The 16,169-nt window shown below is 60.0% G+C and carries 11 protein-coding genes and 7 pseudogenes; 9 read left to right on the forward strand and 9 right to left on the reverse strand.

Annotated elements, in window-relative coordinates; translation table 11 throughout:
• Window positions 1-64: 64 nt before the first annotated feature.
• Window positions 65-865, forward strand: coding sequence for a sulfite exporter TauE/SafE family protein (locus IYY11_RS05740; protein ID WP_196403043.1), 801 nt, complete (start codon window positions 65-67; stop codon window positions 863-865).
• 31 nt (window positions 866-896) lie between these two features.
• Here the strand turns inward: IYY11_RS05740 and IYY11_RS05745 are convergent, their stop codons facing one another.
• The 4 genes and pseudogenes from IYY11_RS05745 to IYY11_RS23270 all read right to left on the reverse strand — a co-directional run.
• Window positions 897-1,973 carry a hypothetical protein gene (locus IYY11_RS05745; RefSeq protein ID WP_312029707.1) on the reverse strand — a complete coding sequence of 359 codons (1,077 nt, stop codon included), beginning with the start codon at window positions 1,971-1,973 and terminating at the stop codon, window positions 897-899.
• Between the two features lie 99 nt (window positions 1,974-2,072).
• Window positions 2,073-2,246: a hypothetical protein gene (locus tag IYY11_RS05750; protein ID WP_196403037.1), complete on the reverse strand. Its 174-nt coding sequence runs from the start codon at window positions 2,244-2,246 to the stop codon at window positions 2,073-2,075.
• A gap of 1 nt (window position 2,247) precedes the next feature.
• Window positions 2,248-3,790, reverse strand: a pseudogene (locus tag IYY11_RS05755) (ISL3 family transposase).
• Between the two features lie 113 nt (window positions 3,791-3,903).
• Window positions 3,904-4,107: pseudogene (locus IYY11_RS23270) on the reverse strand (DUF4372 domain-containing protein); the annotation flags it as partial.
• Between the two features lie 261 nt (window positions 4,108-4,368).
• On the opposite strand from IYY11_RS23270, the gene IYY11_RS05765 reads away from it, so the two are divergent.
• Window positions 4,369-5,238, forward strand: coding sequence for a bifunctional 2-polyprenyl-6-hydroxyphenol methylase/3-demethylubiquinol 3-O-methyltransferase UbiG (locus IYY11_RS05765; RefSeq protein ID WP_196402672.1), 870 nt, complete (start codon window positions 4,369-4,371; stop codon window positions 5,236-5,238).
• A gap of 517 nt (window positions 5,239-5,755) precedes the next feature.
• On the opposite strand, the gene IYY11_RS05770 is transcribed toward IYY11_RS05765, so the two are convergent.
• Both IYY11_RS05770 and IYY11_RS05775 read right to left on the reverse strand, forming a co-directional pair.
• Window positions 5,756-6,709 (reverse strand): class I SAM-dependent methyltransferase, encoded by a 954-nt coding sequence (locus IYY11_RS05770; RefSeq protein ID WP_196402671.1) that lies wholly within the window; start codon window positions 6,707-6,709, stop codon window positions 5,756-5,758.
• A gap of 419 nt (window positions 6,710-7,128) precedes the next feature.
• Window positions 7,129-7,392: an SMC-Scp complex subunit ScpB gene (locus IYY11_RS05775; protein WP_210331216.1), complete on the reverse strand. Its 264-nt coding sequence runs from the start codon at window positions 7,390-7,392 to the stop codon at window positions 7,129-7,131.
• A gap of 347 nt (window positions 7,393-7,739) precedes the next feature.
• Here IYY11_RS05775 and IYY11_RS05780 point away from each other — a divergent pair.
• The 3 pseudogenes from IYY11_RS05780 to IYY11_RS05790 form a co-directional block, all read left to right on the forward strand.
• Window positions 7,740-8,534 (forward strand): annotated as a pseudogene (locus IYY11_RS05780) (Tn3 family transposase); the annotation flags it as partial.
• A 317-nt stretch (window positions 8,535-8,851) separates the two neighbouring features.
• Window positions 8,852-10,500: pseudogene (locus IYY11_RS05785) on the forward strand (ISL3 family transposase).
• 68 nt (window positions 10,501-10,568) lie between these two features.
• A pseudogene (locus IYY11_RS05790) lies at window positions 10,569-11,185 on the forward strand (IS3 family transposase); the annotation flags it as partial.
• A gap of 48 nt (window positions 11,186-11,233) precedes the next feature.
• Here the strand turns inward: IYY11_RS05790 and IYY11_RS05795 are convergent.
• Window positions 11,234-12,526, reverse strand: a complete 1,293-nt coding sequence (locus IYY11_RS05795; protein WP_196402670.1) for an IS110 family transposase — start codon at window positions 12,524-12,526, stop codon at window positions 11,234-11,236.
• 145 nt (window positions 12,527-12,671) lie between these two features.
• Here IYY11_RS05795 and IYY11_RS05800 point away from each other — a divergent pair.
• The 4 genes and pseudogenes from IYY11_RS05800 to IYY11_RS05815 form a co-directional block, all read left to right on the forward strand.
• Window positions 12,672-13,019, forward strand: a pseudogene (locus IYY11_RS05800) (integrase core domain-containing protein); the annotation flags it as partial.
• Window positions 13,020-13,039: 20 nt separating this feature from the next.
• Complete coding sequence (locus IYY11_RS23760) at window positions 13,040-13,450, forward strand: hypothetical protein (RefSeq protein WP_196402688.1); 411 nt, start codon at window positions 13,040-13,042, stop codon at window positions 13,448-13,450.
• A gap of 20 nt (window positions 13,451-13,470) precedes the next feature.
• Window positions 13,471-13,848: pseudogene (locus IYY11_RS05810) on the forward strand (Tn3 family transposase); the annotation flags it as partial.
• 9 nt (window positions 13,849-13,857) lie between these two features.
• Window positions 13,858-14,280, forward strand: coding sequence for a DUF3363 domain-containing protein (locus IYY11_RS05815; protein ID WP_281431666.1), 423 nt, complete (start codon window positions 13,858-13,860; stop codon window positions 14,278-14,280).
• 11 nt (window positions 14,281-14,291) lie between these two features.
• Here the strand turns inward: IYY11_RS05815 and IYY11_RS05820 are convergent, their stop codons facing one another.
• Together IYY11_RS05820 and IYY11_RS05825 are read right to left on the reverse strand one after the other, a co-directional pair.
• On the reverse strand, window positions 14,292-14,624 hold the full coding sequence (locus IYY11_RS05820) for an integration host factor subunit alpha (RefSeq protein ID WP_312029691.1): 333 nt from the start codon (window positions 14,622-14,624) through the stop codon (window positions 14,292-14,294).
• Between the two features lie 493 nt (window positions 14,625-15,117).
• The gene (locus IYY11_RS05825; RefSeq protein ID WP_196402668.1) at window positions 15,118-16,107 is read right to left on the reverse strand and encodes a LysR family transcriptional regulator; all 990 of its coding nucleotides are present in this window, start codon (window positions 16,105-16,107) and stop codon (window positions 15,118-15,120) included.
• Between the last annotated feature and the right edge of the window lie 62 nt (window positions 16,108-16,169).

Here is a 16,169-nt window from a genome sequence, read left to right on the forward strand (position 1 = left end):
CAACGGCTCTGTCGGCTATCCCGCCGCTGCATTAGGCAGGAAATGCGCTCTCACGACGCTCGAATTGACTCGGATCAAGAACCTAAGCCGGAGCAATGGCGGCGCTTTCGTTGGAGGGGCCGTCATTGGCGCGCTCGGCGGGCTGATCGGCCTCGGCGGGGCGGAGTTTCGCCTGCCTCTGCTGATCGGGGCGTTCCGATTCGCGGCCCTCGAAGCCGTCATTCTCAATAAGGCCATGAGCCTCGTCGTCGTGGCCTCGGCATTGCCGTTCCGGGCGCGGACCGTGCTGTTCGACATCATCGCCGCCAATTGGAGCGTTATCGCCAATCTGTTGGCCGGGAGTCTTGTCGGCGCCTGGCTCGGCGCGGGCTGGGCGACACGCCTCGCCTCGAAGACGCTCTATCGCGTAATAGCTGCGCTGCTCGTCCTCATCGCGGGCGTGCTCCTCTTTGGTCACGACGCGGCGGCGGCCGAGCCCCTGCTGAAAGGCGCCGCCCAAGCCGTCGCTGGCGTCGTCTGCGGCTTCACCATTGGCGTCGTGGCGTCGCTTCTGGGCGTCGCGGGAGGGGAATTGCTGATCCCGACGCTGACGCTCTTGTTCGGCGCGGACATAAAGCTCGCCGGCAGCCTGTCATTGGCGGTGAGTCTGCCCACAATGCTCGCGGGCTTTGCCCGTTACAGCCGTGACCGCAGCTTCTTGACCCTTGGGCGGAACCGAACCTTCGCGCTCGTGATGGCGGCCGGGTCGATCGTCGGGACTTTTGTTGGCGGCCAGTTGCTCGCCATCATCCCGAGCGCCCTTTTGCTTCCCGCCCTCGCCGCGATCCTGCTCGTCTCCGCCGTGAAGGTCTGGCGGCAGGCCTGACCTCCGCGCCGCGCAAGACGGCGACGCCACGTCAATGGCCGTGCAGATAGATCACATAGGAGGCCAGGAAGTAGACCGTCGACAGCGACAGGCTGGTCCAGCCGACGACACCGAAGAAGCGCGTCGAGGGCCGGTAGAGCAGCGCGACGATCACGATTCCCGACATAATGACGGCCGCGATGGCCGTCACCGCGTGCGCCGGCGACGCCGCCGCGAACAACGATCCTGGCTGATAGGCGATGTCGTCGATCGCAAGCACGAGCATGTTGAAAAGATTGCTGCCCAGCAGGTTTGCGATCCCCATATCCAGGGCACCGAGCCGCACGGCGGCCAGGGTGACAATCAGTTCGGGCGCCGATGTCGCGGCGGCCACGAACAAGGTGCCGACGAAGGTCGCTCGCCAACCCATGGCGTGGGAGATGTCCAGGCCGACGAAGGGAAGCCAGACGCCTGCTCCAGCTACGACCGCCGCCGCCATGAGGTATCCCACGATCGCCCTGCCAAGCCCGATTTCGGGTTCGATGCCGGACACCGCGCCCGCGATGGCGAGGCGGGCCTCGTAATCGAATGCGGCGCGCATGGCGACGAGATACAAAACGATTAGGATTGGCGTGAAGACGCCGATATGAAAGAACTTCGGGGCGAATTGACTGGCGCCGAGCAACAAAGACGCGGCGGCAAAGCCTATTAGGATGACCCCGAAACCGGCCGTCAGAATATGGCCCTGGCCCATGCGGGTGAAGACGGACCCGTCCCGGTTCAGAGCGTCGAGCACGACCAAGATCGCCAGATTGAAGACGCAGCTACCAAGGGCGTCGCCGACAGCGATGTTTGGCGCGTTCGCGGCGGTGACGGCGCTGACGCCCGTGAACAGTTCGGGCAGCGAGGTCGCCGTGGCGAGCAGCAACAATCCAATCCAACTGCGTGAAAGCCGCGTCCGCTGTGCGATAATGTCGCCATAGCGCGCCAGCACTGGCCCTGCGACGGCGATCAAGGCGACGCAGATCGCGAATTTTCCCCAAGCCTCGGTCATCGCCGTCATCAAACCTCCTCCGTTGTCACGACGCGGAGCGCAACGAGCATGCGCTTTGCGCTGTCGTCGTGACATAGCTTACCGCGTGGAGCGACAGAAGCATTCCACCTCTGGCAAGCGAGCGCGGCGATGTCCTATCCGGGCGGCCCGGAATTCGGGGCGGCGCACGGTCTTCTATTCGGCCGCCGGGTTAGACAACACCACGGGCGCGCCCGACAAGAGATCCGTCGCCACCACGTGCATGGGAAGGACTGCGTCTTCGAGATTGCGATAAGGAAGATAGGTGTCGACGAGCCATCGCACGCCGTCAGCCGGTGTCGATTTGCATTTCAAGGGGGTCTGCGTCACTTTACGTGCACATGGCGGATTCGAATGGAAGCATTCGAGCTCGCAGCAGCTCAACGCCTGCGCGGCCGTACATGGCGCGCTTAAGTGTCTTGAGACGATTGATCTGCCCCTCGGCTTGGCCGCTGCTCCAATGTTCGACGATGGCGTTCCTGACGGCCTCGAGATCTCGGCTCAACGTTCGCGCAAACTGTTGCATTGAACGCACACCGGAATGCTTTGCGTCATGAAGCCAATTGTTGAGCTTGTCCGGATCATCCCCGCGCAGAATGCTGCGAAAGCGCATCGCGAGTTGGCGCATGACGACGAAGCTGGGGGAGGCCTGCTTCAAAACGACGACCTTAGCGTTCTCGGCGGGCGTGAGTCGCCGCGTCGGCTTCATGCAGAGAGAAGCGGCAATGACCCGGAGAGATTTGCCAGCCGGTCGCTGGATCGACTGCCGGGATCTCAATGAACTTTCTATACTGCTGTTCTGACTGCTTCTTTTCCCTGCTGCCGGCGCGCCATGTCGACAAAAGGCGCTCCAGATTTGAGAAGCTTCCCGTGTAGCCCCGATGTCGAAGGTCATGAAACAAACGCCGGCCTACCCGATCGCCCTCGGCCCATCGGCGGGAAAGGAACTCTTGGAAATACAGCGGGGAAGTCGGCTTCAACGCCAAGCGCCGACGGTGTAGCGGGAAACCTGTCTTGATCCATTTCGCGACGGTCCTGTGGTCGACGCCGATCTGCGCAGCGATGTCGACAAAAGTCTTGCCCGAGGCACGCAGCGAACTGACCCGGTCAAATAAAGCTTGACGCGCGTGGCCGCATTCGCCGCGCCGCGCCGCGTGACGATCTCCGGTGGTCGGCGGGAGTTGGGGACGCCCGGCAAAACGACTGATGCGGGTCATGTGTCGCTCAATGCTTTCGCGCAAGTTCTGCAACAAATGAAAGCGATCAGCGACTTGTCGAGCTTGCGGCGCTCCCTGCCGAACGCCCTGTGCGTAAAGACCGCAGCGGTCGCGGCTGACGACTTCGATTTCAGGATGGCGCTTGACCCAATCCGCAGTCTCTTTGGCGGAGCGGGTTTCCAGCACATCTGCAACGATCCGACGTTCAAGATCGACAATGATCGTTCCGTAGTTAAAACCTTTGCGCCAACTCCAATCATCAATCGCGATGGCGCGCAGAGGAGCGCCATCGCGACGTTCGGATGCATGACGTTTGAGCTGCCGCAGAATCGCATTGTCGCTGATTGGCATCGCCAAGCGCGCCAGCAATTTTTCGCTTGTCCTGCCGCCAGCGGCGTGGCCGAACAATCTCACGAGGTCGGTAACACGCTGCGTTTTTCGCGCAAAGGGAAAAGCCGTCGTCAGTCTTTCGACGAAAGTCTTTCGCGCGCACCCGTCGTCCAAACACCGCCAACGTCCCAGGCGCAACTCGAGAACGACAGGGACGCCCTGGATTGGAAGATCCTGCAAGCGCCGGAGGTGCCAACTATGACGCGATGCTGACGCTCCTCCGCACTCGGGGCATGACCGCGCCCCGGCTCCGTCCGCCGATTCGATCCACCGGTTCTCTCGAAATACAACGCCGCGCACGACAACTCCGGGCCCAAAGGCTAAATTCGCTTTCTTCGTCATGCGCTATTGAGGCGCCAAGTTCCGCTTTGGCAACGCAAAGCACTTAAAGTGACGCAGACCCCTCTAATGCGAGAAAGGCGGCGGCGAATAGCTCTCTGCGCGAACGCCATGATGCGAAATTGTTCGCCGCGACGAAGGCTGCGGACGCGAACATCACCGCGATGACGTGTGACGATTCGCTCGAAACTCGTCCACGGCACGAAGTCCATGACTTGCGAAAACAGCGTCCGGCCATAGTTCACGGCAGGGCTCCCCGATCAGGAAAATAGGGAAAACTAGCGCAAAATCACCGAGGCCAGTTCAAATCGACACCAAACCAAATCAGGCCTAACGTATTAGCCATGAAGGCTTATTCCAGCTGCGTCGTTCGCTTAACCGGACAGTAGTGAAGAAAATAGGCGTCCGACCCAACTTCAGCGAAGCAGCTTGTCGAGCGCCCAATTCGAACGCTCTGCCGCCGAGAGCGACTGGTAGCTAGCGAATGCAAATCTGGAAGAGAGGCAATGATGAGCATCCTTGAAGTCTGCCGCGTTTGTGAAGCTTCTTCGATTTCTGACACCGGCATTGAAACGGCTCTGGCGCCGGCGAATGTTAGGTCGTTGGGAAACGCCCAGTTTCGGGTGTGGCGCTGTCCGTCGTGCCGCTCAATCCACGCTGGCGATCAAGTAGACCTTGAGAGTGCATATCGAGCCTATCCCTTTCACAAAATGAAGCTCGATTGGGTGCTAAGTCTGGCCTATCGCCGACTGACCCAGCGGCTCTCCCAAGCGGGTCTGAAGCAAGGGCAAACTGTGCTCGATTTTGGCTGCGGCGGGGGCTCGCTCACACAATATCTTCGAGAGAAGGGTTACCGCGCGGTCGGCTATGACGCATACTCGCCGCGCTTTAGCGATCCAGCGCCGCTCGAGGAACGCTACGATTTAGTAATCTCTCAGGACGTGATTGAACACGTCGAAGATCCCATTACCACGATTGCGCGCTTGGAGGCTCTGTGTCGTCCCGGCGGTCTGGTCGCTATCGGCACGCCAAACGCCGCCGCGATCGATCTCGATGAAGCGGAAAAATATGTTCATTCCCTGCATCAACCGTATCATCGCCATATACTCGCTCTGCCGGCGCTTCAGGAAGCAGGTCGAAACATCGGCCTGAAGATCGAGCGCACCTATCTGACCGGATACATGAATATGCCTATGCTTTCTTTGAAATTTTTGCATTACTACATGGGATGTTTCGATGGGACGCTCGATGTGCTTTTTGAGCGGCCGCTGAATAGCGCGCGATTGTGGTTGAACCCACTCACAGGATTTTATTTGTTTTTCGGGTATTGGCTTGGCGACGAGACGGAGGTCTTCGTTATTTTCCGTAAGCCGTAGAGGCGGGCGCGCTGCGAAATCTCTAAAGAGCAATGCGATTGTGCGAGTTGGAACGAAGCTTGCGCCAAACTCGTTGAACCGAAATCTGGACCAGCAAACTTTGGGATTGGCGATAAGGGGAGCTGAAAATGGCAGACGCACCCGTCGATAGAGCAGAGCAAAATGAGCTTTTTGCGGAGATTGCGGGACGCGCGTTATGCGAGCCGGAATTCGGGGAAGCATTGCTCAAGGATCCGGATGCCATACTGGGACAAGCCGGCTTCCACGCGAATTGGCGCAAGCGGCTGATCGAGGGGCTTTCCTCGCCGAACGCTGAGTCGTTGACGGTGGCCGATCTTTTTGGCGCGGACTCAAAAATTGCGCCACGCGTCCGTCGGTTTCGATCGCTGCATTGTTGGCAGGCGAGGGCCGATCGTACGCGCGGGCGCTTCGTACGCCAGCAACCATGGCGCCTAGCCGTCGATCCGCGGCGCCAAGGCAAATTAGGCGGGAGCGAACACAAAGACCACGACGAATGCTAGTTCGCTCGGCGGGCCACCAGCAGCAGTCCAGTGCCTTCGTCCTCGCGCGACGGAAGACCCAGCGCTAGCCGGGCGGCCAGGCCGCCGAGCAGGCCGACTGCGGCCGAGGCATGCCAAGACCACGCTTCGCGATAGTACGGGCCGTCGCATTTGATCGGACTGCACCGGCTGATCCAGTAAAGCAGCGCGTCGTCTTCGCCCCAAGGAACCCTTTCGATGCTTTCGACAATCGCGCCGGCGCGTTTCGTCATTTCCTCCAGCGCGCCAATTGTCCACCAGCTGAGGTGATGTGGCGGGGCGTTCATCAGAAAATTCGGTATCCGAGTTAAGGCCGACGGAACATGCGGCACGCCGATGAAGACCAGACCGCCTGGTTTGGCGGCGCGCAGCATTTCGCCGAATAGCGACGCAGGCGCGCTGATATGTTCGAGAACCTGAAATGCGCAGACGGCGTCATAGGTTGCGGCGTTGACGACGAGATGTTCGCCGAGAGTCTCATTGTGGATCGAAGGGTCGTCGCCGTCCTCGGCGAAATGCGGATCCAGCCCAGTGTAGTCGGCGTGAGTCACACAATGGCGGAAATTGCCTAAGCCGCATCCGACATCGAGCACTCGCGCGCCGCGCGGCACATGGCGCGCAGCGAGATTGAACTCGGGCCGAACGAAATGGTTGGAGTAGAGGCCGAGTTTTTTGAGCCTCGAATAGAACCCTTCATAAAAGACGTGATCGCCTTCGACAGGCGGGTCAAAGAACAGCAATCCCGTCGGCGATTCCCACAGCCCGAACTGGCTCACCTCGCCGAAGCTCGGCCGAACTTCCGCGCCGAACTCTATTTTCCATAGGCGACGGAGGAGGCGCGCTGGCACCATTTGGACGAGACGAACCGCGGAAACGCCAGTGACCGGGCAGCAAGGCACTACAGGAGGCTCCTTGGCGGAATTTCGAAGCATTCCATTCGATCCAACTGACTGGCGACCATGCTTGTAGCCGCACGCAATCTCGCGGCAATGGTCGTCACCTTCGCCAACAGTGGCCCCCGGCCACCCGAATTTTCGGGACCGCCTCCAGAGAGCTCGGCAAGACCGTCTCGCCCACATATACCACACTGTCTAGATCGAGCAGTTTGCCCTTGACGGCGCGGCCGCAGCCTCGCGCCGCCCACATCTTCTTCTGCGGCATCGACCCTCCGACGAATTTCTTAACAACGACTGGATGGGGTAAGGAGTATCAGGAGACCGCGACAAACGGGCGTCGCCTCGCGAGAATTCTGTCGTCGGTTATTCCCAATGCTCCCCGGCGTCGCTCTCCGCAAAATCTTCGCGAAAGGAATGGCGTCGGGACCGGCACCCGGTTGCCTCCTCTCCAAGAGTCATTCGTCTTCGAGCTGCTTGATGTCGGGGAGATCGCGCAGCGTCGCGAGGCCGAAGACCTCGAGAACCTTCTTGGTCGTCACATAGGCGAATGGTGCGCCTGACTCCGGCGCGCGCAAGGTGTCATCGATCAGGCCATGGCGCTTGAGCGCGCCAATGACGTCGCGGCTGATCTCTTTCCCGGCGAGCCGCGAAAGTTCGGCGCGGGTACCGGGTTGCAGATAGGCTATCGCGGTCACCGCCAAAATCTCGGTCGGGGTCAATTCGGGCGCGTCGGCATGGCGCTGATCGCCGCCGCCCGCCGCGCAGATCGCCGGCGCAAAGCGCGGCTTATAATAGTGTCGATTTCGGTTTCAAGATGAGACTCACGATCTTTTGAAAAACAGGGGCTTAAAAAAACCAGTCTCAGTCCGATTTCGGTTTCAATTGAGACTATATCGGCACATTTTCGGTTTCAATTGAGATTGATCGACCGGTCGATCAACCTTACTATAACGACATGGCTGGTCTGGTCGACGATTCAAACGATCCGCGTTGGCAAGAGACTGAACGCCGAGACCAATTTCATCACGAACTGTTAAAGGCAACTGGATGGAAAGCGACGCGAGACGTCGTCGATGCCGCGCATGTGCTCGACGGCCTGATGCATCATGAAAGTTCGCTCGACATTCGCGAGCATTACACCGACACCGCCGGCGCGATCGATCATGTGTTCGCACTGTGTGGCCTGTTGGGCTACCGCTTCGCGCCGCGCATCCGCGATCTTGCCGATCGAAGGCTTTATGTCCTCGATCCCAGAGCGGAATATAAGGCGCTTAAATCCATGATCGGCGGCGTGGTCGATATGCGCGTCATCGGCGACAATTGGGATGAAATCCTGCGCGCGGGCGCGTCGATCAAGGCCGGAACTGTCGCGCCTTCCGCGCTCATGCGCCGGCTCTCGGCCTATCCGCGGCAGAACGCGCTCGCCAAGGCGCTGCGGGAAATCGGCCGCATGGAGCGCACGCTGTTCGCGCTCGACTGGATCAGCGACCCTGCCTTGCGCCGCCGCGCCAATGCCGGCCTCAACAAAGGCGAAGCGCATCACGCTCTCAAGCGGGCCGTGTTCTTTCACCGCCTTGACGAAATCCGCGACCGGACTTTCGAAAACCAGCGCTACAGGGCTTCCGGCCTCAATCTCGCGGTCGCCGCGATCATTCTCTGGAACACTGTCTATATCGGACGCGCCGTCAACGCTTTGCGCACCCGTGGCGAAGACCTGGCTGACGAGCTTCTCGCCCGTGTCGCGCCGCTCGGCTGGGAGCATATCGCCTTCAACGGCGATTACGTTTGGCCCGCCGAACCCCTCGGAGTTGCCTTCCGGCCCCTCAGAAACCCCCGCTCTGAGCTACTCGATGCGGCTTAGAGTAGGATTTTGGGAAGATTCTGCGATGATGGGGTGGACGGCGCCCCGAGCGGCATCATCGTGCCAAGATGGCCGCTATCGCAGCACCATCTAAGGAAAGCCGTCCATGGGGAAATCTAGCTGTCGGGAGCCATTTTGGCGTGACAATACGTTTTCAGGAAAATCAATGATTTAACCGTAGCCATCATGCCTCGGAATATCCATTTAATTGGGTCTGCCTCATTTTTCGTGCTTTTTACCGGTTGGTGACTTCGCTGTCGGTATTGAGCCGCATGAAAGCAAAATCGACATGGACGCTCGGGCCAGGCGTCAGAGCTATGGCCGTGGAGCGCGATGGCGATCGTTGGGTAATTTCGGCCGCCGCGCGAGAGATCGGCTTCTGTCCCGGATGCGGGGCGCGATCACGACGGCGACACAGTCGATATTCGCGCTGTTTACAGGATCTGCCGGCTCAGGGCGCGGTTGTCGCATTGAAAGTCCTGATGACGCGATGGCGTTGTCTGAACAGGGTGTGCGCACGAAAAACATTCTCCGATCAACTTCCCGGCGTCGCCGCCCGACATGCGCGCCGGACGTTACGCGTTGGTCGCCTTCTTCAGCTATTTGCACATGGCGCCGGCGGCAAGCCAGGCGAGCGGCTGATAAACCGCCTCGGCATGCCGGCGAGCGACGACACCCTCCTGCGGCAGTTGAAGCGGGGCGCGACCCGCAGGATCAACGATGTTCGTGTGTTGGGCGTCGACGATTGGCGCCGGCGGAAGGGAGAGAGTTACGGAACCGTGATGGTGGATCTGGAGCGACGCGAAGTTGTCGATGTCTTGCCCGGACGTTCGACGGAAGAAACGGCGGACTGGCTGCGCCAGCATCCAAATGTAGAAGTCGTCAGCCGGGACCGTTGCGGACTTTATGCGCAGGGAATACGCCACGGCGCGCCACAAGCGCGTCAGGTGGCGGTCGGTTCCATCTACTGCAGAATTTGCGCGAGAGGATCGAGCACCAGCTAAGTCGTTCCGATAGAGGCCTGGCGCGTCCCTCCTCGCCGAGAACTGAAGGTGAAGATTCTGGCTTGATTTCTTGCAGCACACCGGGGCGGCAAGTGATCGCTGAGGACAGGTATCTTAAGCGACTTGCATACCACCGTTCGCGACAGGCGATGTTTGAAAAGGTTCAGCTTCTGAAGGCTGAAGGAAAGAACATTCGCCGTATCGCTCTGGAAATGGGCGTTAACTCGCGCACCGTCAGGAAGTGGGTGCATGCAAGCGAAATGCCTGAACGCCGCGAGCGCACTCCAACGCCAACATCGCCGCGCTATTTTCGGGATTATCTCGCGGACCGTTGGGCGAAAGGATGCAGGGGTGGCCGACAACTCTTCGAGGAGATTCAGCAACGTGGCTATTGGGGCAGCCGTTCCAACATGGAGCGCCTCTTGGGAAAGTGGCGAGGCATGGAGCGTACAGCGCTTGCACCAACCAGCGCGCCCTCGCCGAACGTTTCCCCTGTGACTACGACGGCGCTTCCACTTCGCGCGATCGATCCCGAAACGGGTTGGGCCATTTCGCCGATCATTGGCGCCGCGCTTTGCATAAAGCCACGTGGAATGCTGACGGCGCGGCAAGCCGCTAAGGTCATAGCCCTGAAGAAAGCTTCACCAGATTTTGTCGCCATGCGCGCGCTCGCGATGCGATTTCGGGGCGTTCTTCATTGCAAAGATATGAAGCGACTCGACAAATGGCTTGACGACGCTCAGCGATCAGGAATTTACGCCATGCAACGCTTCGCATGTAGGTTACGCGGCGATATTCAAGCGGTCCGAAATGCGGTGGCGGAACCTTGGAGCAATGGTCAAACTGAGGGACAAATCAATCGATTAAAAACGCTCAAGCGCGCCATGTATGGCCGCGCGAGCACCGAGCTGCTGCGCGCGCGTATGATGCCGATGTTGGCGCTTCCGGAGCACGAAAAGTGAGGTGGTCCGCCCCCTGAAAAGTGATCCTCCGTGAAGTATGGCTTTTGAGCCTATGAGGAGGATTTGAGATGGGCAGGAAACGGCACAAGCCCGAGGAGATTGTCGCGAAGCTTCGTCAGGTCGACGTGCTGACGACGCAAGGGCATTCGGTTGCGGAAGCCATTCGATCGATAGGCGTTACGGAAGTGACGTATTACCGCTGGCGCCAGGAATATGGCGGGCTGAAGAGCGACCAGGTCAAGCGGCTGAAGGATCTCGAGCAGGAGAACGCCCGGCTTCGCAAGGCGGTGTCTGATCTGACGCTTGAGAAGCTGATCCTGAAGGAGGCTGCGTCGGGAAACTTTTAAGCCCCGCCCGCCGTCGCGCCTGCGTTGAGCGCGCAAGGGAGGCGTTCGGCGTGTCTGAACGCTTCGCCTGGCGCGTGCTCGGCCAACATCGTTCGACGCAACGTAAGATCGCCAGGACGTCAGATGACGAAGCGGCTCTGACCGCCGACATCATCGCGCTCGCCCTCCAATATGGGCGATATGGCTATCGGCGCATCACGGCGTTGCTGCACGACGCCGGCTGGGCGGTGAACCTCAAGCGCGTCGAGCGGATCTGGCGGCGGGAGGGGCTGAAGGTCCCAGCAAAGCAGCCCAAGCGAAAGCGACTGTGGCTGAACGACGGATCATGCATTCGGTTACCGTCCTCAACACGAGATACCGATCCAGGTGGAAGACCCGAGCATTATCTACAGGGTCGCCGAAGCGCCCTCACGGCTCCTGCTGAGAGAGGTTCTCCCGCCTGGCGCCGGCCCTTCGATGAAAGGCCGGTAGTCTGAACCACTTTTGATGACAGCGTGGACGACGCGCGCCATCTTGGCGGTAATCGCTGTGAGCGCCTTGCGCTTGAGATCGGGATTGTCTCGGTCCCGAGCGATGTAGCGCTCGAACTTGTCCCTAAAGCTGTTGTCGCGTTGACGGATCGCGACCTGTCCTGCGAGCCAAAGCGTTCGCCTCAGGCGCCCATTGCCATACTTCGACAGCTTCGTTTGGCTACGGAACACGCCGGATTGCATCGTGGCGAGATCAAGCCCGCAGAACTTCAGGAACTGACGGTGATGGCTGAACCGACGCAGATCGCCGGTCTCGGCGAGGATGGTTAGCGCATTGATCGGCCCGATGCCTGGGATACGGCGAAGGAGCCGAAAATCCGCGCTGTCGCCAAGGAGCTCGCCGGCCATCACTTCGATCTCGCCGCGTTGTCGTATCAAGCTGCGAGCCTCTGCGATGACCATGCGGAACATGCGTATCGCCGGCGCATCTGGCGCTAGAGGCAGCCCGATGGAGGCCTTCGCCGTTTCGTAGATATCTGTCAGCAGTCGCTCCTTTGATACCTTCCGGCCAACAACCGACCACGCCGCCTCGACGAATGCTTCCTTGCTCAGAGTGGTAATGCTCGCCGGTGTGGGAAACTGTTCGAGAAAGGCGAAAAACCAGTCGCTGCGGCTGTTTCCCCTGAAGCGGTCGATCTCGGGAAAATACAGTGGCAGGTAATGCGTGAGAATCCGATGCTGGATCTCGGTCTTGGCCCTCGAGATCGCCTCATGGGTCTTGGACAGTTCCTGGACGTCGTTGATTCCGGCGACCAGCGGATCGTAATAGCGCTGGGTCGCGCCGATCCGCAGCATGTGCAAAATCACCTGCGCGTCTTTCGGATCGTTCTTGTCCCAGCCGTTGTGCAGCGCTTCGCGCGTTCGCGCCAGCGCCATCGATGACACGAGGCGCGCCTCAAAACCGGCTTCGATCAGCCGCCAAGCCAAAGGTCGATGATAGTTGCCGGTCGCCTCAAAGGCGCAGATCACAGGGCGAATATAGCCAGCCAGTGTCCCGACGAATCGATCATGCTCAGTCCGATTGTTCAGCACCGTCAATCGCCGTCGACGCTGATGATTGGCCGCCTCAATGAGGACTTCGTTGCGCGCTTTGGCGACGTCGATCGCTACCAGCACGGGGTCGTTCGGGATAGGCTGCATGTTGGTCATGGCCGGACTCTCCGGAATGAGGATTCAAACACCGTCATTCTAGAGACGCATCGCCCGGCCATGGCCGCCTCGAGCGGCGCGCGCTTGCTGCTTAATAGCAGCGCGCGCCGCTGGCTCGGCGGTCGCCCCATCACCCTTCCGCAGGTGCTATGGCCCCGAGTTCATCGCCAAGGCCGTGCAGGATTGGATAACCGCTGTCGGCGCCAGGACCGCTTACATCGAGCCAGGCAGTCCATGGGAGAATGGCTCTTGCGAGAGCTTCAACTCGAAGCTTCGTGACGAACTGCTAAACGGCGAGATCTTCTACTCGCTCAAGGAAGCGCGGATCATCATCGAAAGCTGGCGGCGTCATTACAATGAAGTGCGGCCACATTCGTCGTTGGGGTATCGGCCGCCAGCCCCGGCGGTTCTGTTCCCCGAGCGCCCGGCTGCGCAACCCCAGCCAGCTCCGCCGGGCGCTCAGCCGCTGGTCCAAATGCCGATCTTGAACTAACATCCGAACTGGATCGCCCGATGGGGGCCGACCAAGACGTGCCGCGCCTACGTCGTTTCCTATGGAGCGGCTACGTTGACGAGACCCGCGACGCGCTCAGACTGATGAGCTATTGGGTTCGCAGCGCCGTCTCCGAACATACCCACGAGATCAACGCAAAAATGAAACGATTTCTGGTGCTCATCGACGAGTTGGCGACATACTTAAGATTGAACCAGGCTTCCGTAATCAATTGTTGTCAGCGCTATTGGAAGGGTCTGCCGATTTCGAGCTCGCGAGCAGAGTCCGCGGTCAACGCGCTGGTCAATGCGCGCATGAACAAGTTGTGGCAGATGCGCTGGTCGCCGCGCGGCGCGCAACGTGTGCTTCAAGCCAGAGCCGCTGTGCTCGATGGTCGGTTGAAAGCGGGCGCATTCCATCTCGCGGCCTGACCCCCAGCTATTTCCCACTCCCCGACCCAGCTCTGCGGCGGCGGACGAACGCTGGCCTCAACAAGGGAGAGGCGCGTAACGCGCTCGCCAGGGCAGTGTTCTTTCACCGTCTTGGCAAAATCCGCGACCGGACGTTCGAAAATCAACGCTACCGCGCTTCTGGACTAAATCTGGTCGTCTCAGCGGTCATCCTTTGGAATACAGTCTACCTCGGCCACGCCGTAGCCGAACTGCGTTCCAGTGGAGTACCGGTCCGTGAGGATTTGCTCGCTCATATCGCGCCGCTCGGTTGGGAGCATATCACCTTCAAGGGGGACTATGTTTGGCCGACGGAGCCGCTACAAAACGCCTTCCGGCCCCTCAGAAACCCGCGCTCTGAGCTACTCGATGCGGCTTAGCGTACGATTTTGGGAAGATTCTGCGATGATCCCGGATTTGGCGCCGAGGTCGACCGTGCGATGAAACAGCGCAGAGAGACACTCGTCGAAATGGGTCATGCCAGGCGCACGCCGGATAACGTCATTCGCGCGCGGGGGGACTTGGTAAGTCGACTGGAGCGGGGCGAGATCGAGCGCTTCGGAAAATCCATGGCGGCGGACAAGCACGCCCCCTTCAAAATGAAAGCGGAGGGGGAGCGCGTCTCGGGCGTCTTCACCGGCACGACAAACCTGGTCTCCGGTAAATACGCCGTCATCGAGAACGCCTATGAGTTCACGCTCGTTCCATGGCGGCCGGTGATGGACGATCGTCTCGGACGCCAGATCAGCGGCGTCGTCCGAGACTCGGGAATCTCAAGGGAATATACCCGGGCGCGGGGGATTGGAATTTGAGCGATCGTTGCTCAATAGGGAAGGCAGTCGGCAGATTCTCGATTTATTCGCGTGAGTAGCGCCGGCGACGGGCGAAAGGTCACGACCCTGCGAGCGCTAATCACCGCCTCCACCCCGGTCTTGGGGTTGCGCCCGGTGCGCTGTCGCTTGGCGCGGAGGTTGAACGTTCCAAAATTGCGCAGCTTGACCGGTTCGCCGCGAACAAGCGCGTCGGACAGCTCATCGAAGGTCTCATTGAAAATCCTTCGAGCCTCGGCACGGGACAGCGTTGGGCAACAATGATAAATCGCCGCTCGCAAGTCGTGTCGCGTGAACGTTCGCACTCTTTCGCTTTTCTTCAGCACACGAACGCCGGCAGTTGATCCGAACCTTGCACGCTCGCCTCCAAAAACGCTCATGGCCACACTCCACTGCGATGATTTTGCCGAAAACCTAACGATTATTCGCTCTTTCTCGGCCACGCAACTTGCGAGAATCCGATCCCTGCGGCCTTCACCGCGCGCATTCCCAGCCGCCAAGCCTATGCCACTTCCGCATCCATGGCTCCAAGGCCAGCCTCGAACAGGCCGTCATCGCCGGAGAACAAATCGGCAAGGGTGTTCGCAGTTTTATACGCAAATGGCGCCCCAGCGTAGATGAAACTGATAACTACGTTTCCGCTGGAGCACTCTGATATTCCAGCCTTCGGGCCGCAGGCGCCACCATGAGCATCCGAGGTTCGCCGAGACTACTACGACCACTTGAAGGATCGCTCCGCAGGCGATGCACTTGGCATACCGCCGATCATTCGATCCAGCGCGACGTGTGAGAGCCTCCGGGGTGGCATACAAACTGAAATTACCGCTGCTGTTTTCGTGATCGCGCACGGGCGGAGGGTTTCGATGTGCCTTGCTCGTCTTCCGAGAGCAGATCGTAAAGCCACGCCACGCCTGCGTCCATCATCGCCGCCTTGGAAGCGACGGCGTTGAGTCGGAATCGCCTCAGCGGCAACGGCGAGTCCACCCCCACGATACCAAAGCGCACCGCGTGAATGGTCGCGAGCCTCCTCGGTACGGCAGAAATCAGATCGGTCTCGGCGATGATGGCGAGGGCGAACATGAAGTTTGGAGCCGTCAGCGCGATCCGCCGCGAAAGACCTTCACGGGCCAGCGCGGTATCTACAAAGCCCTCGGGATCACCGGTGGCCGAGACCACCAAATGCAGTGCGTTGCAATAGTGTTCAAGCGTCGGATCCTCCGCGAAGGGATGTCCGGCGCGCACCGCGATGACGAAATCTTCCTCGTAGAGTGTCCGGCTATGGAAACGCACCGGCGCGCCATCCAAGGGGATCACGGCGATATCCATCACCCCCGCCTCCAATTCGGCGCAGGCGGATTGCCAGGCGCGCTCGGGCGACGGCTCCCCTTTCGTTGGCATCAGTGGACGCAAGCTGATGTCGACGCCCGGCGCGGCCTGCCGGAGTTTGGCCAAAAGCGCGGGCAAAAACACGGAAGCGGAACCGTCCGGGGCGCTTATCGTGAATCGGCGCGTGGATATCGCTGGGTCGAACGGCGCGGCCGTCGAAAGGATGCTCCTTGTCCGGCTCAGAACGTCAGCGATCGGAAAAGCCAATTCGGTCGCGCGGGCTGTGGGTACAACGCCCTTGGGTGTTCGCAGAAACAGCGGGTCGTTGAGAAGCCGGCGCAACCGGCCGAGCCCGTGGCTCACAGCCGAAGCCGTCAGATTTAGCCTGTCGGCGGCGCGCCCGACGTGACGCTCTTCCAGAACGGCCTCGAAGAGTACGAGCAGATTGAGATCGGCTCGCGAAAGGTTAATTCTGTTCAGCATATCGTGTAAAACGTATCATTTGATTCAGCGTAATGGAAGTGCGATTTCAACCGAACGCACGG

Origin of the sequence: Methylocystis sp. H62, assembly GCF_015709515.1 — a bacterium.
Lineage (GTDB): Bacteria > Pseudomonadota > Alphaproteobacteria > Rhizobiales > Beijerinckiaceae > Methylocystis.